The organism is Microbacterium pratiae, from assembly GCF_047302165.1.
Taxonomy (GTDB): domain Bacteria; phylum Actinomycetota; class Actinomycetes; order Actinomycetales; family Microbacteriaceae; genus Microbacterium.
Genome location: NZ_CP154843.1, coordinates 2667858 through 2690097, shown reverse-complemented (window position 1 = coordinate 2690097; position 22240 = coordinate 2667858). Strand labels below are relative to the sequence as shown.

General features: G+C 66.2%; 16 protein-coding genes and 3 rRNA genes. 14 read left to right on the top strand and 5 right to left on the bottom strand.

Annotated features, from left to right (window positions below):
• The first annotated feature begins 58 nt into the window (after positions 1 to 58).
• The 10 genes from AA0Y20_RS12735 to AA0Y20_RS12690 all read left to right on the top strand — a co-directional run bounded on the left by AA0Y20_RS12735 (position 59) and on the right by AA0Y20_RS12690 (position 12543).
• Positions 59 to 1573: an ABC transporter substrate-binding protein gene (locus AA0Y20_RS12735; protein WP_412939565.1), complete on the top strand. Its 1515-nt coding sequence runs from the start codon at positions 59 to 61 to the stop codon at positions 1571 to 1573.
• Positions 1570 to 2556, top strand: a complete 987-nt coding sequence (locus AA0Y20_RS12730; protein ID WP_412939773.1) for an ABC transporter permease — start codon at positions 1570 to 1572, stop codon at positions 2554 to 2556. Before AA0Y20_RS12735 ends, AA0Y20_RS12730 begins: the two co-directional genes overlap by 4 nt.
• Complete coding sequence (locus AA0Y20_RS12725) at positions 2553 to 3428, top strand: ABC transporter permease (RefSeq protein ID WP_412939564.1); 876 nt, start codon at positions 2553 to 2555, stop codon at positions 3426 to 3428. The genes AA0Y20_RS12730 and AA0Y20_RS12725 overlap by 4 nt, the downstream gene beginning before the upstream one ends.
• The gene (locus AA0Y20_RS12720; RefSeq protein WP_412939563.1) at positions 3425 to 4240 is read left to right on the top strand and encodes an ATP-binding cassette domain-containing protein; all 816 of its coding nucleotides are present in this window, start codon (positions 3425 to 3427) and stop codon (positions 4238 to 4240) included. Before AA0Y20_RS12725 ends, AA0Y20_RS12720 begins: the two co-directional genes overlap by 4 nt.
• A complete protein-coding gene (locus tag AA0Y20_RS12715; protein WP_412939562.1) occupies positions 4237 to 5016 on the top strand; it encodes an ABC transporter ATP-binding protein in 780 nt (259 codons plus the stop codon). Before AA0Y20_RS12720 ends, AA0Y20_RS12715 begins: the two co-directional genes overlap by 4 nt.
• A gap of 504 nt (positions 5017 to 5520) precedes the next feature.
• Positions 5521 to 7040: ribosomal RNA gene (locus AA0Y20_RS12710) — 16S ribosomal RNA — on the top strand.
• A gap of 374 nt (positions 7041 to 7414) precedes the next feature.
• Positions 7415 to 10521: ribosomal RNA gene (locus AA0Y20_RS12705) — 23S ribosomal RNA — on the top strand.
• Positions 10522 to 10621: 100 nt separating this feature from the next.
• Positions 10622 to 10738, top strand: a 5S ribosomal RNA gene (gene rrf, locus AA0Y20_RS12700).
• Together the 16S, 23S and 5S rRNA genes form the textbook arrangement of a ribosomal RNA operon.
• Before the next feature lie 100 nt (positions 10739 to 10838).
• Positions 10839 to 11495, top strand: a complete 657-nt coding sequence (locus AA0Y20_RS12695; protein ID WP_412939561.1) for a GntR family transcriptional regulator — start codon at positions 10839 to 10841, stop codon at positions 11493 to 11495.
• A gap of 25 nt (positions 11496 to 11520) precedes the next feature.
• Entirely contained in the window at positions 11521 to 12543 is a 1023-nt protein-coding gene (locus AA0Y20_RS12690; RefSeq protein WP_412939559.1) for a 1-aminocyclopropane-1-carboxylate deaminase, read from the top strand.
• 6 nt (positions 12544 to 12549) lie between these two features.
• On the opposite strand, the gene AA0Y20_RS12685 is transcribed toward AA0Y20_RS12690, so the two are convergent.
• Positions 12550 to 13674 (bottom strand): class I SAM-dependent methyltransferase, encoded by a 1125-nt coding sequence (locus AA0Y20_RS12685; RefSeq protein ID WP_412939557.1) that lies wholly within the window; start codon positions 13672 to 13674, stop codon positions 12550 to 12552.
• A gap of 68 nt (positions 13675 to 13742) precedes the next feature.
• On the opposite strand from AA0Y20_RS12685, the gene AA0Y20_RS12680 reads away from it, so the two are divergent.
• Positions 13743 to 14138 carry a hypothetical protein gene (locus AA0Y20_RS12680; protein WP_412939555.1) on the top strand — a complete coding sequence of 132 codons (396 nt, stop codon included), beginning with the start codon at positions 13743 to 13745 and terminating at the stop codon, positions 14136 to 14138.
• On the opposite strand, the gene AA0Y20_RS12675 is transcribed toward AA0Y20_RS12680, so the two are convergent.
• Complete coding sequence (locus tag AA0Y20_RS12675; RefSeq protein WP_412939554.1) at positions 14117 to 14770, bottom strand: response regulator; 654 nt, start codon at positions 14768 to 14770, stop codon at positions 14117 to 14119. The two genes, AA0Y20_RS12680 and AA0Y20_RS12675, sit on opposite strands and share 22 nt — an antisense overlap.
• Positions 14767 to 16407, bottom strand: a complete 1641-nt coding sequence (locus tag AA0Y20_RS12670; RefSeq protein ID WP_412939553.1) for an ATP-binding protein — start codon at positions 16405 to 16407, stop codon at positions 14767 to 14769. Before AA0Y20_RS12670 ends, AA0Y20_RS12675 begins: the two co-directional genes overlap by 4 nt.
• A gap of 174 nt (positions 16408 to 16581) precedes the next feature.
• Here AA0Y20_RS12670 and AA0Y20_RS12665 point away from each other — a divergent pair, with 174 nt between their 5' ends.
• Positions 16582 to 18090: a CitMHS family transporter gene (locus AA0Y20_RS12665; protein WP_412939771.1), complete on the top strand. Its 1509-nt coding sequence runs from the start codon at positions 16582 to 16584 to the stop codon at positions 18088 to 18090.
• Between the two features lie 4 nt (positions 18091 to 18094).
• Here the strand turns inward: AA0Y20_RS12665 and AA0Y20_RS12660 are convergent, their stop codons facing one another.
• Positions 18095 to 19108, bottom strand: coding sequence for a Gfo/Idh/MocA family protein (locus AA0Y20_RS12660; RefSeq protein WP_412939552.1), 1014 nt, complete (start codon positions 19106 to 19108; stop codon positions 18095 to 18097).
• Between the two features lie 51 nt (positions 19109 to 19159).
• Between AA0Y20_RS12660 and AA0Y20_RS12655 the strand changes: the two genes are divergently transcribed.
• The gene (locus AA0Y20_RS12655; RefSeq protein WP_412939551.1) at positions 19160 to 20491 is read left to right on the top strand and encodes a M20/M25/M40 family metallo-hydrolase; all 1332 of its coding nucleotides are present in this window, start codon (positions 19160 to 19162) and stop codon (positions 20489 to 20491) included.
• Here the strand turns inward: AA0Y20_RS12655 and AA0Y20_RS12650 are convergent.
• Positions 20484 to 20999, bottom strand: a complete 516-nt coding sequence (locus tag AA0Y20_RS12650; protein ID WP_412939549.1) for a hypothetical protein — start codon at positions 20997 to 20999, stop codon at positions 20484 to 20486. The two genes, AA0Y20_RS12655 and AA0Y20_RS12650, sit on opposite strands and share 8 nt — an antisense overlap.
• Before the next feature lie 187 nt (positions 21000 to 21186).
• On the opposite strand from AA0Y20_RS12650, the gene AA0Y20_RS12645 reads away from it, so the two are divergent.
• Complete coding sequence (locus tag AA0Y20_RS12645; protein WP_412939548.1) at positions 21187 to 22194, top strand: LacI family DNA-binding transcriptional regulator; 1008 nt, start codon at positions 21187 to 21189, stop codon at positions 22192 to 22194.
• Positions 22195 to 22240 lie beyond the last annotated feature (46 nt).

The following is a 22240-nucleotide window of genomic DNA, read 5'->3' as shown; positions in this document are numbered from 1 at the left end:
TACGGCGGAGCGCCCGCACCTCGCTCCGCCACCCCCTCCACACAGCAAAGGAACACCCGTGACTTCACGCGGCTTCTCCCGGATCGTCGTCGCCACCGCGGCGGCGACCGCCGGTCTTCTCGTCCTCGCCGGATGCTCCGGCTCCGCCGACCCCTCCGGATCGGCGGGAGCAAGCGACCCCGACGCCGAGATCGTCGTCGGGTCGCAGAACGAGCCGACGAACCTCGATCAGATCTTCGGCGGATCATCCGGCGTCACCGAGGTCTTCACGGGCAACGTCTACGAGGGCCTCTTCCGCATCACGGACGACGCGCAGGTCGAGCCGCTGCTGGCGGCCGAGACGACCGTGTCGCCGGATGGGCTGGTGTACACCTTCACTCTCGAGGACGCCACCTTCCACTCGGGCAAGGAGCTGACCGCCGACGACGTGAAGTACAGCCTCGAGCGCTTCGTGGGCGAGGAGTCGATCGCGGCGCGCAAGCGTCAGCTGAGCGTCATCGACACCGTCACGGCCGTCGACGACAAGACCGTCGAGGTGACGCTCTCGCAGCCGTCGATCAGCTTCACCTACAACCTGGGGTACGTCTGGATCGTCAACGAGGATGCCGGCGACCTCACGGCCACGGCCGACGGGACCGGCCCGTACGAGCTCGGCGACTACCGCAAGGGCGACTCGATCACCCTCGACGTCAACGACGCCTACTGGGGCGATGCGCCGGAGAACGGCGGGGTCGTCTACCAGTACTATGCCGACCCGACGGCGCTGAACAACGCCCTGACGACCGGCGCGGTCGACCTGGTCACGAGCCAGTCGAACCCCGACAGCATCGCTGAGTTCGAGGCCGCCGGCTTCCAGATCATCGAGGGCACCTCGACGACGAAGGAGCTGCTGGCGTTCAACGACCGGATCGTGCCGTTCAACGACGCGCGCGTGCGCAAGGCGATCTACTCCGCGATCGATCGGGAGAAGCTGCTCGACGCGATCTGGGACGGCCGGGGCGAGCTCATCGGCTCGATGGTCCCGCCGTCCGAGCCCTGGTACCTCGACCTCGCGGACAACAACCCCTACGACCCGGCCCTGTCGGAGGAGCTCCTCGCCGAGGCTGGACAGTCGGGCGGGTTCACGTTCACCGTCGACACCCCCGACTCGGGCGTGCACTCGACGGTCGCCGAGTTCCTGAAGTCGGAGCTGGCGAAGGTCGGCATCACCCTGAACATCAACATCATCACCGATGACGAGTGGTACCAGAAGGTCTACACCGAGAAGAACTTCGAGGCGACCCTGCAGGGCCACGTCAACGACCGCGACATCAACTTCTACGGCAACCCCGACTTCTACTGGGGATATGACAACGCCGACGTGCAGACCTGGCTCGCCGACTCGGAGGCCGCGGCATCCGTGGATGAGCAGACCGAGCTGATCAAGAAGGCGAACCAGCAGATCTCGGACGACGCGGCCAGTGTCTGGCTCTACCTCAACCCCCAGCTGCGCATCGCGGCCGAGGGCGTGTCGGGCGTGCCCAAGAATGGACTGAACTCGCTGTTCTACGTCTCCGACATCACGAAGGCCTGATCTCCATCACCCGGTATCTGCTTCGACGAACAGGATTGCTGCTGCTGGCGTTCGCGCTGGCGGTGGTGATCCTGTTCGTCGTGCTGCGCGTTCTCGGCAATCCGGTCTTCGCTCTCATCTCGGTGGGGGCGACGGATGCCGAGATCGCGGCCGCCGCCGCGCGCCTCGGGGTCGACCGGCCGATCCCCGAGCAGTTCCTGGCGTACCTGGGTCAGCTGGCGAGCTTCGACCTCGGACGATCGTTCACGAACAACCTGCCCGTCGGCGACGAGATCCTGCGCCGCCTCAACGTCACGCTGCCGCTGACTCTCATCGCATTCGCGCTGTCGGTCGTCATCGCGGTGCCGATCGGCTTCATCGCGGCCTGGAAAGCGCGCACCTGGTACGGCACCGCGTTCTCTGCCGTGTCGCAGCTCGGCGGAGCCATCCCCGTGTTCTGGGTCGGCATCCTGCTGGTGGCGGTGTTCGCGCTGAACTGGCGGCTCCTGCCGGCCGGCGGATTCCCCCGTCGCGATTGGGAGGATCCCGTCGCCGCCCTCGTGTCGCTCGCGCTTCCGGTCCTCACGATCGCGCTCGTCGCCGGCAGCGACCTGGCCCGCTACGTCCGAAGCGCGACGCTCGACGTGCTCGGCCAGCAGTATCTGCGCGCCGCGCGAGCGACGGGACAGAGTTTCGCCACGGCCATCTGGCGCCATGGCGTGCGCAACGCGGTGGTCCCGTTGATCTCGATCCTCGCGATCCAGCTGTCGACGACCTTCGTCGGCGCCGTCATCATCGAGCGGGTCTTCGCGCTTCCCGGTCTCGGCGACATGCTGCTCGTCGGCATCAAGGAACAGGACTTCCCGAGCGTGCAGGGGGTGCTGCTGTTCTCCACCGGCCTGGTGCTCCTGCTGGGGTTCGCGGCCGACATCGCCCAGCGCATCATCGATCCGCGACTGCGCGACACGATCTCGGGCAATCGCAGAGCGAAGGCGGCGGCATGACGGCGACGACCCTCCCGGACACCGGCACCGGTGCCGTCGCGTCGCCCTCGCGCCCGCGACGCCGGCGCTCGGTGAATCTCGCCGTCGGCGGCATCCTGTTCGGCGCGATCGCGGTGATCGGTCTCATCTCGCTGTTCTGGACCCCGTTCACCTTCGACGACACCGGCGGCGGCCGGCTGCAACCGCCGTCCGCCGAGCACTGGGCAGGAACCGACCGCCTCGGCCGCGACCTGTTCACGCAGCTCATGATCGGCGCGCGGCTCGCGCTCACTGTCGGTTTCGGGTCGGTGCTGATCGCGGCCGTCGTCGGCATCGGGCTCGGTCTGCTCGCCGCGGTGGCCCGGCGTTGGGTGGATGACGCGCTGACGAGCCTCCTCGATATCGCGATCGCATTCCCGACCCTGCTGCTCGCGATGCTGATCGTCGCGTGGCGGGGAGCATCCGTGGATTCGGCGATCCTCGCGATCGGCCTCGCGGGCTCCGCGGTGATCGCGCGGCTCACCCGCATCGCGGCGACCCGCGTCCTCGCGATGGAGTACGTCACGGCGGCGCGGACGTCGGGCACCGGCAGGCTCGGCATCGTGTTCCGCCACGTGCTGCGCAACGTCTGGCCGACCCTCATCGTGCCGCTGGCCCTGCAGTTCGGGGGAGCCGTCGGAGCCGAAGCATCGTTGTCCTACCTCGGGCTCGGCTCGCCTCCGCCCAACGCCTCGTGGGGGCGCATGCTCGAGGAGGCGCAGAGCACCGTGCTGGTCGCGCCGACGGCGGCGATTCTCCCCGGTGTCCTTCTGGTCGCCTTCATCATCGGCGCGAACCTGCTGGCCGACGGCCTGCGCGACATCGCCGATCCCACGACGAGGAGCATCGGATGAGCGCCGCACTGACCGCATCGGGTCTCGGCGTCCGGATCGGCGACGATCGCACGCTCGTTCACGGGGTCGATGTCAGCCTCGAGCCCGGTGAGCGTCTGGGCATCATCGGCGAGTCCGGTTCGGGGAAGTCGCTGACGGCGCTCGCGCTGCTCGGGCTGCTCGCACACCCGCTGACGTCCTTCGGGTCGGCGACGATCACGACACCGGAAGGCGAGGTCGAGGTCGTCGGGAGCCCGTCGCGCCGGCTCGACCGGGTGCGGGGACGCACCATCTCGGCCGTCTTCCAGGAGCCGCTCGCGTCTCTCGATCCGCTGATGCGCGTGGGCAAGCAGCTGGCATGGCCGCTGGCCAAGCACCGCGGTCTGTCGGGTGATGGCCTTCGCCGCGGCGTGCTCGATGCTCTCGCGGACGTGCAGCTCCCCGACCCGGAGCGCATCGCACGGTCGTTCATCCACGAGATCTCCGGCGGTCAGCGGCAGCGCGTCGCGATCGCGCTCGCTCTCGCGGCGGGCCCGAGCATCCTCATCGCGGACGAGCCGACGACGGCGCTCGACGTGACCGTCCAGGCCGGCATCATCGATCTGCTCCAGCGCGAGGTGACCGATCGCGGGATGACGCTGATCTTCATCAGCCACGATCTGCCGGTCGTATCGCAGATCGCCGACCGCGTGCTCGTCATGCGGGACGGGCGTCAGGTCGAGCTCGGTCGGACGAGCAGGCTGCTCCGGGAACCGAGCCATGAGTACACGGCGCAACTGGTCGCCGCATCCCGCGCGCTCGACGACTTCCTGCCGGCGAAGGAGATCCGATGACCGACCCCGGCGATCCGACGCTCGCTCTCGACCATGTGGATTTCGCCTACGGGCGAGGCGAAGCCGTGCTGCACGACGTGTCGCTCTCGCTCGCGCCCGGTCAGACCCTCGGCCTGGTGGGGGAGTCGGGCGCGGGGAAGACGTCGGTCCTCCGGTTGCTGCTGGGGCTCGCCACGCCGACGGCCGGTCGCGCGCTGTTCGGTGGCGCGCCGCTCCGCCCCGGTGACCGAGCGCAGATGCGCTCGCTGCGCCGAGCAGTGCAGCCGGTGTACCAGGACCCGTTCTCGTCGCTCGACCCGCGGATGACGGTGGGCCAGTCGATCGCCGAACCGCTGCGGTCCTTGGGAGTCGCCCGTGACCGGGGGCAGATCGACGCGCGGGTCACGGAACTGCTCGCAGCCGTCGACCTCGACGCGGACGCTGCGGCCCGATACCCGGACGCCTTCTCGGGCGGCCAGCGTCAGCGCATCGCGATCGCCCGTGCCCTCGCGCCGCGGCCCCGGATCCTGCTCGCAGACGAACCCGTGAGCGCGCTCGACACCTCGGTGCGCATGCACGTCATCGAGCTGTTCCAGCGACTCGCGGCAGAGCAGGGCATCGGAATGCTCCTCGTATCGCACGACCTCACGATCGTGTCGGCGCTGTGCGAGCGGATGACGGTGCTGCGTGCCGGTCGCATCGTGGAGGACGGGCCGACCGTGCAGCTGCTCACGTCGCCGCGCGAGGAGTACACCGCGCAGCTGGTGGCCGCGGTGCCGCGACTTCCCAGGGTATGACGCGGAACTGGGGCCGCGACACGCCCGGGATGTCGCGCCGCTTTGCCACGATGCCCGGAGCCGCGTAACTTATTACTTGTTCGCCCCACAGGGAAGAGCGAGAGGGCCGGAAGGTCCCGCCTCCCTCAAGCGGAGAACAACCCGAAACAGACGCTCCCGAGCGTCGCAGGTCCAAGACCTGCCACAGGGTCCCCACCACACACCACAACTCGATCGGTTCTCCGTTCGTCGTTCTGGAGCATGTGATCGGTGGGGTATGGTTGTGAAGTTGCCCTCTGGGCTGGCTGTGAGGTCAGTTGGGGGAGCGTCCGATCCTTGAGAACTCAACAGCGTGCACTTGTCAAATGCCAAATAACCTCGACTCCACTTCGGTGGGGTGAGATTCCTTTGGATCAAAGACCTTCCCTTTGGGGGAGGCAATGGATAGTCAGCAATGATTTATCTCTTTGGTCAGCATCAAACTCGCTGCTCCAGCCTTTTTCCGGTTGGTCGCAGCAAATTTTCTTTACGGAGAGTTTGATCCTGGCTCAGGATGAACGCTGGCGGCGTGCTTAACACATGCAAGTCGAACGGTGAAGCAGAGCTTGCTCTGTGGATCAGTGGCGAACGGGTGAGTAACACGTGAGCAATCTGCCCCTGACTCTGGGATAAGCGCTGGAAACGGCGTCTAATACCGGATACGAGCTGCGACCGCATGGTCAGTAGCTGGAAAGAATTTCGGTCAGGGATGAGCTCGCGGCCTATCAGCTTGTTGGTGAGGTAATGGCTCACCAAGGCGTCGACGGGTAGCCGGCCTGAGAGGGTGACCGGCCACACTGGGACTGAGACACGGCCCAGACTCCTACGGAAGGCAGCAGTGGGGAATATTGCACAATGGGCGAAAGCCTGATGCAGCAACGCCGCGTGAGGGATGACGGCCTTCGGGTTGTAAACCTCTTTTAGCAGGGAAGAAGCGAAAGTGACGGTACCTGCAGAAAAAGCGCCGGCTAACTACGTGCCAGCAGCCGCGGTAATACGTAGGGCGCAAGCGTTATCCGGAATTATTGGGCGTAAAGAGCTCGTAGGCGGTCTGTCGCGTCTGCTGTGAAAACCCGAGGCTCAACCTCGGGCCTGCAGTGGGTACGGGCAGACTAGAGTGCGGTAGGGGAGATTGGAATTCCTGGTGTAGCGGTGGAATGCGCAGATATCAGGAGGAACACCGATGGCGAAGGCAGATCTCTGGGCCGTAACTGACGCTGAGGAGCGAAAGGGTGGGGAGCAAACAGGCTTAGATACCCTGGTAGTCCACCCCGTAAACGTTGGGAACTAGTTGTGGGGTCCATTCCACGGATTCCGTGACGCAGCTAACGCATTAAGTTCCCCGCCTGGGGAGTACGGCCGCAAGGCTAAAACTCAAAGGAATTGACGGGGACCCGCACAAGCGGCGGAGCATGCGGATTAATTCGATGCAACGCGAAGAACCTTACCAAGGCTTGACATATAGAGGAAACGTCTGGAAACAGTCGCCCCGCAAGGTCTCTATACAGGTGGTGCATGGTTGTCGTCAGCTCGTGTCGTGAGATGTTGGGTTAAGTCCCGCAACGAGCGCAACCCTCGTTCTATGTTGCCAGCACGTAATGGTGGGAACTCATGGGATACTGCCGGGGTCAACTCGGAGGAAGGTGGGGATGACGTCAAATCATCATGCCCCTTATGTCTTGGGCTTCACGCATGCTACAATGGCCGGTACAAAGGGCTGCAATACCGTGAGGTGGAGCGAATCCCAAAAAGCCGGTCCCAGTTCGGATTGAGGTCTGCAACTCGACCTCATGAAGTCGGAGTCGCTAGTAATCGCAGATCAGCAACGCTGCGGTGAATACGTTCCCGGGTCTTGTACACACCGCCCGTCAAGTCATGAAAGTCGGTAACACCTGAAGCCGGTGGCCCAACCCTTGTGGAGGGAGCCGTCGAAGGTGGGATCGGTAATTAGGACTAAGTCGTAACAAGGTAGCCGTACCGGAAGGTGCGGCTGGATCACCTCCTTTCTAAGGAGCATCTGACTCTTCGGAGTCCAGAACCCAGATCGAAGGCACATGTTCTTCGCTGGGAGCTCATGGGTGGAACATTTGACATGGTGCGAAGGATGAGGTTCTTCTCTAGTACGCCGCTTGCGGTGGGAACGGGGAGGGTTTCGGGTGTCGCACCTGCACGCTGTTGGGTCCTGAGGGACCGGATGAGAGTCCGCAACCTCTGGGCCTTTTCTTCATGCTGCTTGGGTGGCGTGGGGGGAGGGTACCGCCCGTACTTTGAGAACTACACAGTGGACGCGAGCATCTTCGATGCGACACCTTCGGGTGTTGTGTCGTGAAGATGATCTTAAAGATCATTAGTCAATTTTTTGACGATTCAACTCATGTGATTTCAAGTCTTTAAGAGCAAACGGTGGATGCCTTGGCATCTGGAGCCGAAGAAGGACGTAGCAATCTGCGATAAGCCTCGGGGAGTGGATAAGCACACTGTGATCCGAGGGTGTCCGAATGGGGAAACCCCGCTGGGCGGCGTGCCGACCTAGTGACTCCCGCCTGAATATATAGGGCGGGTAGAGGGAACGTGGGGAAGTGAAACATCTCAGTACCCACAGGAAGAGAAAGCAACCGCGATTCCGTTAGTAGTGGCGAGCGAAACCGGATCAGGCTAAACCTTGCGTGTGTGATAGCCGGCAGGCGTTGCACGTTGGGGGTTGTGGGACTTTTCTGATCATTCTGCCGAGTGGTCGACGTTACAAGAAGGTATAGACGAACAGGTTTGAATGCCTGGTCATAGAGGGTGCGAACCCCGTAGTCGAAATGCTTCTCTTGGCGTGAAGAGTATCCCAAGTAGCACGGGGCCCGAGAAATCCCGTGTGAATCTGTCAGGACCACCTGATAAGCCTAAATACTCCCAGATGACCGATAGCGGACAAGTACCGTGAGGGAAAGGTGAAAAGTACCCCGGGAGGGGAGTGAAATAGTACCTGAAACCGTTTGCTTACAAACCGTTGGAGCCTCCTTAGTAGGGGTGACAGCGTGCCTTTTGAAGAATGAGCCTGCGAGTTAGCGATACGTGGCGAGGTTAACCCGTGTGGGGTAGCCGTAGCGAAAGCGAGTCTGAATAGGGCGATTCAGTCGCGTGTCCTAGACCCGAAGCGAAGTGATCTATCCATGGCCAGGTTGAAGCGACGGTAAGACGTCGTGGAGGACCGAACCCACTTAGGTTGAAAACTGAGGGGATGAGCTGTGGATAGGGGTGAAAGGCCAATCAAACTTCGTGATAGCTGGTTCTCTCCGAAATGCATTTAGGTGCAGCGTTGCGTGTTTCTTGCCGGAGGTAGAGCTACTGGATGGCCGATGGGCCCTACAAGGTTACTGACGTCAGCCAAACTCCGAATGCCGGTAAGTGAGAGCGCAGCAGTGAGACTGTGGGGGATAAGCTTCATAGTCGAGAGGGAAACAACCCAGACCACCAACTAAGGTCCCAAAGCGCGTGCTAAGTGGGAAAGGATGTGGAGTTGCTCTGACAACCAGGAGGTTGGCTTAGAAGCAGCCACCCTTGAAAGAGTGCGTAATAGCTCACTGGTCAAGTGATTCCGCGCCGACAATGTAACGGGGCTCAAGCACGCCACCGAAGTTGTGGCATTGACATTATTGGTAGGCCTTCGTGGTCCAGCCGTGTTGATGGGTAGGAGAGCGTCGTGTGGCCAGCGAAGCGGCGGTGTGAACCAGCCGTGGAGGCTACACGAGTGAGAATGCAGGCATGAGTAGCGAAAGACGTGTGAGAAACACGTCCTCCGAAAGACCAAGGGTTCCAGGGTCAAGCTAATCTTCCCTGGGTAAGTCGGGACCTAAGGCGAGGCCGACAGGCGTAGTCGATGGACAACGGGTTGATATTCCCGTACCGGCGAAGAACCGCCCAAGCTAATCCAGTGGTGCTAAGAGTCCTAACCCGGGCTTAGTTGATCCCTTCGGGGTGAGACGGTCCGGTCTAACGCTCGACCCCATGCTGGTGCGGCTAGCGTATTAACAGGTGTGACGCAGGAAGGTAGCCCAACCCGGGCGATGGTTGTCCCGGGGCAAGTGCGTAGGCCGAGTCATAGGCAAATCCGTGACTCATTAAGGCTGAGACACGATGCGGATAAAAAGTGGGTGATCCTATGCTGCCGAGAAAAGCATCGACGCGAGGTTCTAGCTGCCCGTACCCCAAACCGACTCAGGTGGTCAGGTAGAGAATACCAAGGAGATCGAGAGAATCGTGGTTAAGGAACTCGGCAAAATGCCCCCGTAACTTCGGGAGAAGGGGGGCCTTCCACTTATTAGGATTTACTCCGAAAGGGTGTGGAGGCCGCAGAGACTAGTGGGTAGCGACTGTTTACTAAAAACACAGGTCCGTGCCAAGTCGCAAGACGATGTATACGGACTGACGCCTGCCCGGTGCTGGAAGGTTAAGAGGACCGGTTAGCCGCAAGGCGAAGCTGAGAATTTAAGCCCCAGTAAACGGCGGTGGTAACTATAACCATCCTAAGGTAGCGAAATTCCTTGTCGGGTAAGTTCCGACCTGCACGAATGGCGTAACGACTTCCCAACTGTCTCAACCGCGAACTCGGCGAAATTGCACTACGAGTAAAGATGCTCGTTACGCGCAGCAGGACGGAAAGACCCCGTGACCTTTACTACAGCTTGGTATTGGTGTTCGGTGTGGCTTGTGTAGGATAGGTGGGAGACTGTGAAGCGGTGACGCCAGTTACCGTGGAGTCATTGTTGAAATACCACTCTGGTCACTCTGGATATCTAACTTCGAACCGTAATCCGGTTCAGGGACAGTGCCTGGTGGGTAGTTTAACTGGGGCGGTTGCCTCCCAAAAAGTAACGGAGGCGCCCAAAGGTTCCCTCAACCTGGTTGGCAATCAGGTGGCGAGTGTAAGTGCACAAGGGAGCTTGACTGTGAGACTGACAGGTCGAGCAGGGACGAAAGTCGGGACTAGTGATCCGGCAGTGGCTTGTGGAAGCGCTGTCGCTCAACGGATAAAAGGTACCTCGGGGATAACAGGCTGATCTTGCCCAAGAGTCCATATCGACGGCATGGTTTGGCACCTCGATGTCGGCTCGTCGCATCCTGGGGCTGGAGTAGGTCCCAAGGGTTGGGCTGTTCGCCCATTAAAGCGGTACGCGAGCTGGGTTTAGAACGTCGTGAGACAGTTCGGTCCCTATCCGCTGCGCGCGTAGGAAATTTGAGAGGATCTGACCCTAGTACGAGAGGACCGGGTTGGACGAACCTCTGGTGTGCCAGTTGTTCCGCCAGGAGCACCGCTGGTTAGCTACGTTCGGGATGGATAACCGCTGAAAGCATCTAAGCGGGAAGCCGGCCTCAAGATGAGATTTCCATGCCTTCGGGCGAGAGGCTCCCAGCCAGACTACTGGGTTGATAGGCCGGATGTGGAAGCGTGGTAACACGTGAAGCTGACCGGTACTAATAAGCCGATGACTTGATAACACACCGTTTTTGGTGCTTGCGTCCACTGAGTGGTTCTCGATGTACGGTCGAGAACCGCATAACGAATTGATCGTTGTGCAGACTGAAACATCAATAGTGTTTCGGCGGCCATAGCGTGAGGGAAACGCCCGGTTACATTCCGAACCCGGAAGCTAAGCCTCACAGCGCCGATGGTACTGCAGGGGGGACCCTGTGGGAGAGTAGGACACCGCCGGACTTCCTTCGTAAGAGGGCCACCCAATGTTGGGTGGCCCTTTTTCGTGCGCTCAGTGCGGCTGGACTTGACTGTTGCTCGCTGGTGGTGTGCAATATATTGCATGTCGCTGGCTCCCGTCTCTCGTCCTGCGTCCCTGCGCGATCATGCGTACACGGCGTTGCGCGACGCGATCGTGAGCGGCCGGCTGGAGCCGGGCGCGCGTCTCCGAGACAGTGAGCTCGAGGCGTGGCTCGGTGTGAGCCGCACTCCTATCCGCGAGGCGATCGCCCGTCTCGAGCTGGCTGGTCTCGTGCGGACGCGCCGCGCGAAGGCGACCGAGGTCGCGCCGCTCGACGAGCGCGAAGCCCTGTCTGCGCAACGCATCGCCGCCGCGTTGCACGAACTCGCGATGCGCGAGGCCGTGCCGCAGCTGACGGCTTCGGGTCTCGAGGCCATGCGTGCGGCGAACCAGCGATTCGCGCTCGCGCTCCGGGCCGGTGACGTCGATTCCGCTCTGTCTGCGGACGACGACTTCCACGCTGTCGCTGTCGCTGCGAGCGCGAACCCCCTGCTCGGCACTCTGCTCGAGCAGGTGACTCCGCTCCTGCGGCGCCTCGAACGCGCCCGATTCTCGAGCCTTGCGGGACGAGACTCCGTGTCGGCCCATGAGCGGATCATCGAGCTCTCCGCCGCCGCCGACGTCAACGGAGCGGCGTCCGCGACGCGTGAGAACTGGCTGACCCTCGAACGTCTACTGACCCATCCCGATCCCGCCTGAGCTCCACCCGACTCCAGGAGAACCGATGTCCCTCGCCGACTTCCCCCGCCACCCGTTGACCTTCGGTCCGAGCCCGGTCCATCCCCTCGATCGTCTCTCGGCGCATCTCGGGGGAGCCCGAATCTGGGCCAAGCGGGAGGACGTGTCGAGCGGCCTCGCTTACGGCGGCAACAAGACCCGCAAGCTCGAGTACATCGTTCCGGACGCGCTCGCGCAGGGCGCCGATACGCTCGTGTCGATCGGCGGTATCCAGTCGAACCACACACGTCAGGTCGCCGCGGTTGCGGCGCACCTCGGTCTGCGAGCCGTCGTCGTTCAGGAGAACTGGGTCGACTGGCCGGATGCCGTCAACGACCGCGTCGGCAACATCCTCCTCTCCCGGTTGATGGGAGCCGACGTGCGGCTGTCGCCCGCCGGATTCGACATCGGTTTCCGGGATTCGTGGAAGGAAGCGATCGCCGATGTCGAGGCCGCAGGCGGCAAACCGTACGCGATCCCCGCGGGTGCGAGCGATCACCGCCTCGGCGGTCTCGGGTTCGCCAATTGGGCGCACGAGGTGCGCCAGCAGGAGGAGCAGCTCGGCGTGTTCTTCGACACGATCGTCGTCTGCACGGTGACGGGGTCGACCCACGCCGGAATGGTGGCCGGCTTCGCCGACCTCGCGGCCAACTTCGGTGATCGGCCCCGGCGCGTCCTCGGAATCGATGCCTCGGCGACGATCGAGAAGACGCGCGATCAGGTCGAGGGCATCGCACGCCGCACGGCGGAGCTCATCGGCGTCGGTCGCGAGCTTCGCGATGACGAGATCCAGGTGCTCGAGGGGTGGGCGGGCGAGAAGTACGGCATCCCGGTCGCTTCGACGGACGAGGCCATCCATCTCACGGGGCGCCTGGAGGGCGTCATCCTCGACCCGGTCTACGAGGGGAAGTCCATGGCGGGTCTGATCGACCTGGTCTCCTCACGCGAGATCCCGGCGGAGTCGAACGTGCTCTATGCGCATCTGGGAGGTCAGCAGGCGATCAACGCGTACAGCGGCCGCTATCACTGAACGCCGTCAGCGGCGCGTCGAGACCGTCACGGTGAACTTGGGATCACGAGCGATCTGACGGGTCGGCCCGACGATCCGCTCCAGCTCGGGGCGGTACCGAAGGGTGGAGTTCCATACGCACCAGAGCTCGCCGCCGGGTCGCAGGACCCGGGCGGCGTCGCGGAAGAGGCGCGGCGCGACACGGTCGCTCACCGCGGCCCCGGAGTGGAAAGGCGGATTCAGGGCGATCAGACTCGCGGACGAGTCCGCGCGGCGAGACAGCAGGTCGTCGCGAACGACCTCCACGCGGTCGGACAACCCATTGGCGTGCATCGTGGCATTCGCAGAGTCGACGGCCGCGGCCGACTGGTCGGACGCGTAGACCTGAGCGTCGGGATGCCGCAGAGCCCAGGTCGCCGCGATGACGCCCGTGCCGCACGCGAAGTCGATCCACGGGTCCTCCGGAGTGCCGCCCGCGGCCGAGGGCGGGAGATGTGCGAGCAGCAGCCGGGTGCCGATGTCGATGCGCGCACCGGCGAAGGCTCCGCCGAAGGCCCGGATCTCCAGCCCGTCGACCCGCGCTGCGCGGGGTGCAGGAGGTGCGACCGCACGAGGCGTCCGTGCGATCAGCACCCGCGATTTCGCCCGCGCGTGCGTCACGTCGACCCGCTCGAAGGCACCGCGCAGGACGTCGTTCATCGCGACGGACATGTGCTTGACACGGCCGCCGGCATAGACGACCACGTCGGGCGAGGCGGCCGTCGCTATCGTGGCGGCGATGTCGGCGAGAGCATCGAGCGACCGCGGCAGGCGCAGCAGCACGGTCCGCGCGCCGGCGACGAGGGCGGCGTCGAGGGGCAGCGAGGTGAATCGCGCCTCCGGAACGAGACGCTCGGCGTTCGCGGCGAGGGCGGCCTCCGCGGTCAGCGGATCCTGGTGCACTCGGATGCCGGTGGCGCCCGCGGTGGCCGCTGCCAGGGTGAGCGCGCCGTAGGCATCGCCGATGACCGTGAGCTCGTCGGGGCCGGTGCCGGCGCGGGCGGATTCCGATTCGTCGAGGATCAGCAGATCGGCGGCATCGGCGGCGACGAGGCCGGGCGCTTCGACATCGGGCCAGCGGCGGAGGAGAGAGAGATCGAGCGCGCCGGACACCCGGGTAAGCCTAGTCCGGCGGAATGCAAGGGTTCGCCGGCCGGACGTGCGGAGCGCAGACTGAACGCATGAGAACCGTGCTTCGCTGGCTGCTCGCCGGCGCCATGATCTTCGCCGGACTGAGCCACCTGTTCTGGGCACGGCGCGACTTCCAGGCGCAGGTGCCCGACCTCGTCGTCGACAAGCTTCCGATCGATCGCGACGGTGTCGTCGTGGCTTCGGGAGCGGTCGAGGTGCTGTTCGGAGCGGCGCTCCTCGCGCTTCCGCGCGAGCGGTCGCGCATCGGCGCCCTGCTCGCGGGCTTCTTCATCGCCGTGTTCCCCGGAAACATCGACCAGTGGCGCAAGCGACGGAGCGCGTTCGGTCTCGACACGGATCGACGACGCGTCGTGCGGCTCTTCTTCCAGCCTGTGCTCGTCGCGTGGGCGTGGTGGTCGACCCGTCAGCCGCGGGACGCCGCGTAGCGATGCTCCGGCCGGCCCGTCGAGCCATAGCGCAGTCGGACCTCGACGACCCCACGGCCCGCCATCGTCGCGAGGTGGCGCTGAGCCGTCGCCCGTGAGATGCCGCATTCGGCGGCGATCTCGCCCGCCGACGCCTCGCCGGATCCGAGCGCCGCGAGGATCATCTGCTCGGTGGCCGAGCGCGTCGTCGTCGCGGGCCCACCGTGAACGATCGAGAGCGCACGATCGATGTCGTCCTGCTCGACCTCGACGGCGTCGAGCACGTTGCGGTAGCGGGCGTAGCGTTCGAGACGCTCGCGGAGAGCTCGGGCCTCGAACGGCTTGATCAGGTATCCGACAGCGCCCGCGCGCAACGCGCGGCGCACCGTGTCGGCATCGGACGCGGCCGACAGGACGATGGCGTCGATGTCGATCGAGCGCACGAGGTCGACGCCTTCGCCGTCGGGCAGGTAGTTGTCGATGAGGATCAGGTCGGGTCGGTCGTCGGCGATGGCCGAGCGTGCCGCGCCGATCGACCGGGCCGGCTCCAGCGACCGGAACCCGGGGACCGCGTCGACGGCGTCGCGATGAAGATCCGCGACGCGGAAGTCGTCGTCGACGACGAGTACACGGAGCAGGGGAGTCGTGGTCATGAGTCGTCCTCCTCGAGGTGGGGTTCGGCGCCCCGGAGCACGCCCGGCAGGCGTGCGGCGAACACGGCACCGGATGCCGCCGAGCCGGAGCCGCCGGGATCGATCAGCCACACGTCGCCACCGAGACGGCGTGCGAGCTCGCGCGAGAGCGGCAAGCCGATCCCACGTCCACGGATGCGATCGTCCGCCGGTTCCGCAGCCGGCGCGAAGACGTCGCGGCCCGCCGGAACGCCTGGTCCCGAGTCGGCGACCGTCGTCACGAGGGCGTCACCGTCGCCGAAGAAGGTGACCTCGACCCGGCGGGGCTCGGCTCCTCGCGCCGCGGCGGTGACGGCGTTGTCGATGAGGTTGCCGACGACGGCCGCGGCATCCTCGACGCGGGCGAGCTCGCCGAGAACGAGGGTGTCGTCGCCGACGGCGATGCTCACACCGCTCGCGGCCGCTTCGGTCGCTTTCGCCGCGAGGAGCGCCTGGAGGAAGAGGTCGTCGACCCGCTCGATGCCGGCCACCGCGATCGGAACGCTGCCCCGCTCGAGAAGCTCGTCAAGGAACGCGCGGGCGTCGGCGATCCGTTCGGCGTCGATCAGGCCCGCGGCGACGTGCAAGCGGTTCGAGAACTCGTGCCGTTGCACTCGCAGGGCCCCCGTGACCGTCTGCACCGACGAGAGCTGTTCGCCGAGCTCGGCGACATCCGTGTGATCCCGCACGATGACCACGTCGCCGAGCTCGCGGCCATCGCGTCGTACCGGGTGCACGTCGACGGCCAGCACGCGGTGACCCACGACGACATGGTGCATCGGCAGCCCGTGTTCCACCGCTGACACGATCGTGTCGGGCAGGGGGAGCGCCGCGAGCGGTTGACCCACGGAGCCCGTGAGGCCGAGGAGACGCTCGGCGGCCTCCGACGCGACCCGGACGACCCCGCTCTCGTCGAGAGCGAGTACCCCGTCACCGACGCCGTCGAGGACGGCGGTCTGCTGCTGCACGAGCGCGGTCAGCTCCTCGGGCTGGAGCCCGAGCGTCGTCTTCTCCCAGCGGCGCCGCAGAACCGAGCCCGCTGCGATGCCGACGCCGAGCGCGAGCAGCGCCGCGACACCGATCGCGAGCAGAACGGCGGGCAGATCGTCCAGCACACTGCCTTCTTCGAACCCCACGCTGACCTCACCGACCGGACCGCTGCCGTCGGGTGCCAGGACCGGCACCTTCGCGCGTGCGGAGCGGCCGAGGGTCCCCACCTCCCAGTCGACGACCTCCTCACCGGCGAGGACCCGGTCGAACGGCGTCGACACCGTCTCGCCGAGCCGCTGCGGGTTGGGGTGCGCGAGTCGGATGCCGTGATCGTCGGTGACCACGACGAAGAGCGCATCCGTCCGCTCGGCGACGGCGAGGGCGGTGAGTTGCAACGGTCCGTCCGCGAGCTCGGCGCCAGCCGGGGTCCCGGGGTCGTCGGACCACCGGGCGACGGCCGTGCGCACCTCCGGGGTCGCAGCGACCGAGCGCGCGATGTTGAGGGCGTTCTCCTCCGCGGCGTTCCGCACCTGCGTCACGGCGATCACCGCGAACGCCGCCGTGCAGACCAGCAGCACGGTCGCGACGACGGCCAGCTGCACGACGAAGAGCCGCGTGGTGAACCGCATCCGACCTCTCCTCGCTCGCGCGCAGAATGCGCAGAACACACGCTACGCGCTCAAGTCGCCGGAATGCGCCCAAGCGCGCGGACCGTGACCGGCGCGACCTAGATTCGACCGATCGCACCGCTGGTCCGTGCACCCGCCGACGAAGGAGTCGACATGACCATCCCCGCCATCCTCATGGCCGCTGCCGCGGAAGAAGACGCGTACGACCTCGCCTTCCTGCCGCCCGAGGGCGTGCTCGTCGCCCTCGGTTTCACCATGGTGCTCACCTTCATGGCGCTCATCATGACGCGCAGGCTCACGCCGATGGTCGCGCTCATCCTCGTGCCGACGGCCTTCGGACTCTTCGCCGGCGCGGGACTGGGTCTCGGCGACATGATCATCGACGCCATCACCAGCATGGCGCCGACGGCCGCCCTGCTCATGTTCGCGATCATGTACTTCGGCATCATGATCGACGTGGGGCTCTTCGACCCCCTCATCCGGGTGATCACCCGCGTGCTCAAGGACGATCCCGCCAAAGTCGTGCTCGGCACCGCTGTGCTGGCTGCAGTCGTCTCGCTGGACGGCGACGGCTCGACCACGTTCATCATCACGACCTCGGCGATGCTGCCCATCTACCTCCGCCTGGGCATGAGTCCCGTCGTGCTCACCTGCGTCGCGGGCCTGATGAACGGCACGATGAACATCGTCCCGTGGGGCGGGCCGACCGTGCGTGCGGCGTCGGCGCTCGGTCTGCAGCCCACCGACGTGTTCGTGCCGATGCTGCCGTCGCTCGCGGCGGGCATCGTCGTCTCGCTGACCTTCGCCTGGTTCCTCGGGCTGTCCGAGCGTCGACGGCTCGCCGGCAGCATCGACACGTCCCGTCTCGGCGAGGGAGACGGTGTGCTCGGCGGCCCCAAGCTCTTCCGCGGTGCCGACCCGCGACCGGGCGCGCTGGCCACGCTCCGCACCGGCAACGTCGTGACCGTGCGCGGGCGCAAGCCCGTTCCGGCGGCGCAGTGGGTCGAGGAGCGCGACACCGCCATGGCCGACACGATGCTCGACCCGAATCGGGCGACGCTGCGTCCGCGCCTGGTGTGGGTCAACCTCGCTCTCACGCTCGTGGTGATGGTCCTCCTCGTCCTCGACCTGTTCCCGCTCGCGTACGTTTTCATGGTGGGCGCTGCGCTCGCCCTCGTCATCAACTTCCCGAAGCTCAAGCAGCAGGCGGACGAGATCGTCGCCCACGCTCCCTCCATCGTCGGCGTGGTCTCGATGGTGCTCGCGGCGGGTGTGCTCGTGGGGGTGCTCAACGGCACCGGGATGGTCGCGGCGATGGCATCCTGGGTCACCGAGGTGATCCCTTCGCAGCTCGGACCGCACCTGGCCGTGATCACCGGCGTCCTGTCGATCCCGTTCACGTTCTTCATGTCGAACGACGCGTTCTACTTCGGCATCCTCCCGATCCTGGCCGAGAGCGCTGCGACGTACGGCATCGAACCTGTCGAGATGGCACGCGCGTCGATCACGGGACAGCCCGTCCACCTGCAGAGCCCGCTCGTCCCGGCGATCCTGCTGCTCGTCTCGCTCGCCAACGTCAACCTCGGCGACCATCACAAGAAGGTGCTGTGGCGCGCGGCGATCGTCTCGCTCGTGATGCTGGCCGTCGCCGTCCTCGTCGGCGTGGTTCCGTTCGCCGCGTAAGGGGTCAGCCCTCCTGCGGGTAGCGCACACCGATCTGAGCGCGGATGTCGTCGAGCACGCCCATGATGTCGACGGTCTCGGCGATCGGGAGCACATCGCCGTCGATGCGTCCGGCGGCGACGAGGGCCTCCGCCTCGAGGGCCTGGAACTGCATGCCGCGCCCCTCGATCTCGGACCGGTACTCCTCGAGGACCGTGCCGTCGTGGGACACGACCCGGAAGTCGGTGGCGGCGTACCAGACGCCGGAGATCTCGACACGGGCCTCCGTGCCGACGACGTGCGCCGTGTTCGGGCCTGCTCCGCGTGACGACGACACGGTCGTCGAGATCGCCCCCGACGCGTGGGTCATGACCGTGGCGACCTCGGCGTCGGCGCCCGTCTCCATCAGCCGGGCGAGGGCACGGGTCTGGGTCGGCAGCCCGAGCAGGTCGCAGACGAACGACACGGGGTAGATGCCGAGATCCAGCAGAGCCCCGCCCCCGAGCGCCAGGTCGTTGAGGCGGTGGGTGGGGTCGTCGGAGATCCGCTGCGTGTGATCGGCGAACACCGTGCGGACCTCGCCGAGGGTCCCGGCGGCGACGATCTCGCGCAGACGCACCATGTGGGGGAGGTAACGCGTCCACATCGCCTCCATGACGAGGACGCCGGCGTCGGCGGCGAGATCGCGCAGCGCGACGGCTTCGTCGCGGTTGAGCGTGAACGGCTTCTCCACCAGCACGTGCTTGCCGTGCTGGATAGCGAGCGCAGCGGCCTCGCGATGACCGGGGTGGGGGGTCGCGATGTAGATGATGTCGACGTCGGGGTCTGCGGCGAGCTGTTCGTACGAGCCGTGCGCGTGGGGGATGCCGTGCTCCTCGGCGAAGCGGGCGGCCGACTCCGTCGTGCGCGAGCCGACGGCCACGACCTCGCGGCCGGCCGTCCGCAGATCACGGGTGAACGCGTGTGCGATCCCGCCGGTGGCCAGGATGCCCCATCGCAGGCCTGCGCGAGAAGTCTCGGACGTCGTCTCATTCGTCATAACGCGAGCCTAGCCAGCGGCGCACCCACTCGCGCGGCGTAGGCTCGTAGCGTGGACACTGCCGCCGTCGAACGCTTCCGCGAACTGCTCCGCATCCCCACCGTGTCGCACTCCGTTCTCACAGCATCCGACGCGCGTCACCTGGGCCGCTTCCGCGAGACTCTCCAACGCCTCTATCCGCGCCTGCACGCCGAGCTCGAGCACGAGCTGGTGGGCGAGCACGCGATGCTCTACCGGTGGTCCGGTCATGCATCGGAGGCACCGCTCGTGCTCATGGCCCACTACGACGTGGTCCCCGTCGTCCCCGGCGAGTGGAAGCACTCCCCGTTCGAGGCGGTCCTGACCGGGGAGGGCACCGAGGCGACGATCCACGCGCGCGGCGCGATCGACGACAAGGGCTCGCTCGTGGCGATCCTCGAAGCCGTTGAATCCCTCGTCGCCGACGGATGGCGACCGGCCCGCGACGTCTACCTCGCCTTCGGCCACGACGAAGAGGTCGCCGGCCTCGGCGCGCCCGCGATCGTCGAGGTGCTCCGCGAGCGCGGGGTCGGACCCGCCGTCGTGCTCGACGAGGGCGGGGCGGTCGTCTCGGGCGCCGTGCCGGGCGTCGACGTCGAGACCGCGATGATCGGGGTCGCCGAGCGCGGCGTCATGACCCTCGATCTCATCGCCCGCGAAGGAGGAGGCCACGCGTCGACTCCGCCGCAGCTCCCCGCCACGGCCCGGCTCGCGCGCGCCATCGATCGGCTGCACCGACGCCCCGCGCCGGTGAGGCTCGTGCCGCCCGTGCGCGCGATGTTCCGGACTCTCGCGCCGTTCGCCCGGGAGCCCTTCCGCTCGGTCTTCTCCCACCTCGCCCTCACCGGTGCGCTGCTTGTCCGCATGCTTCCCCGCTTCGGAGCCGAGACCAACGCCCTCGTGCGGACGACCGCCGTCGTGACGGAGCTGAGCGGCGCGGAGGGCGAGAACGTGCTCGCGACGACGGCCCGCGCGGCCGTGAACATCCGCCTGCTCACCGGCGACTCGGTCGCCGCCGCGACCGAGCGCGTTCGACGTGCCGTCGCCGATCCCGACATCGAGATAGCGGTGCGCCACGGCTCGGATCCGTCCCCCGTGTCACCGTGGCGAGGTGAAGGATGGCGCCGCATCGCGACCGCGATCGGATCCGCGCTCGGCGAGGATGTCGTCGCCACGCCCTACTTGCAGCTCGGGGCGAGCGACAGCCGGTGGTTCACCGCGATCTGCGAGAACGTCTACCGCTTCGCGCCGTTCCGTCTCACGACATCCGAGCGCGAGGCGCTCCACGCGCACGACGAGCGGATCCGGGTCGATGTGTGGCTGCGCGGGATCGACTTCTATCGCGACCTGCTGCGCCTCAGCTGACCGGACTGCGCCGCGGGGGCACGTCCGAGACGCCCGTGAGGAACGCGACGATGTCATCGGCGCTCGCCGAGACCTCCGGGCCCCGCCCGAAGGTCCACCCGGCGTCGGTCGCGCGGACGGTGTGACCGGCGATCGCCGCGCGACGCGCGAACGGCGCGGTGGTCGAGGCCGCGAGCGCTACCGCTCCGGCGACGTCGAAGGGCAACGGGGGCCGAGGCCCCGGCAGGCGGAGGTACGCGCGCGCGACCGCGGTGAGGTCGCGTGCGCTCCGGCGTCGCCCGCGCACGACGGTGCCGGCGAGCTCGGCGAGGGAGGCGGTGCCGTCTCCGTCGCGCGACAGTCGGGCGTCGTCGATGAAGGCCCGGCGCGCGTCGTCCGACGCCGCCTCGAGAACCGCGGCCGCGAGGGCGATGACGGTCGATATCTGGACACGACGGTCGGCGGGTGCTGCCGCGGCACCGTCCGGAGACCGATGACTCAGAGGCAGGAAGCGCGCCAGGTCGGACATGCGGTCAGCATACGGCCGCGGGGGACCGTCGGCTCTGTCCCCCTCTCGTGTGACGCTCGCATGGGCCGTCACACGGATGCGAGCGTCGCCGTGTGACTGTCACATTCCGTGATCGCGAGTTTTCGAAACCGCCGGTGTCATAATGGGCACGAATCGATGTGAACGTGCGCATCGGGCCGGAGGATGCATGAGCGAGGACGCTGCGGGCCGTCGCCCGAGCATTCGCGATGTCGCTCGTCTGGCGGGTGTGTCGCATCAGACGGTGTCGCGCGTCTTGAACAATCATCCGAGCATCCGGGCCGAGACCAAGGAGCGCGTGCTCGCCGTCATGGCCGAGCTGGACTACAGCCCCAATCGTGCCGCTCGGGCGCTGGTCACGAGCAGGTCGCACACGATCGGCGTGCTGACCTCGTCGGCGACGCAGTACGGACCGGCATCCTCGATCGCCGCCATCGAGGCGGCCGCCCGCGAACGCGGCTACTGGGTCTCCACCGCCAACGTCGACGCGCGAGATCCGAGCTCGATCCAGGCAGGACTGGCGCACTTGGTGGCGCAGGCGGTCGAGGGGCTCGTCGTCATCGCGCCGCAGGTCCGGGTCTTCCGCGCCCTCGCCGCGCAGTCGATCGGCATCCCGTACGTCACCCTGCAATCGACCGAGGTGGACCCGGGCCACGCGCTGTCGGTCGATCAGATCGCCGGCGCACGGCTGGCCACGCGGCATCTCATCGAGCTCGGCCATCGGTCGATCTACCACATCGCCGGTCCCCAGGACTGGATCGAGGCCGAGGCGCGGATGCGTGGATTCCTCGAGGAGATGAGCGATTCCGACATCCCGACGACCGCTCCGGTGCTGGGAGACTGGACGGCCGACTTCGGCTACTACGCCGGCCGTGAGCTGCTGCGCGTGCGCGATTTCACCGCGATCTTCTCGTCGAACGACCAGATGGCCCTGGGGCTCCTGCATGCCATCCGCGACGAGGGCCTGGACTGTCCTCGCGACATCAGCATCATCGGCTTCGACGACATCCCCGAGGCGGCGCACTTCTGGCCGCCGCTCTCGACCGTGCGGCAGGATTTCGCCGAGCTCGGCCGCCGCTGCGTCGATCTGCTGCTCGGTCACGGCTCGGGTGAGGTGGACCCCGCACTGCTCGTGCCCGAGCTCGTGGTGCGTTCGTCGACCGGCCCGCTCCGCTGAGTCGCCGTTATCGATCCGAGACACGCCGGGAGTTGACACCTCGGTT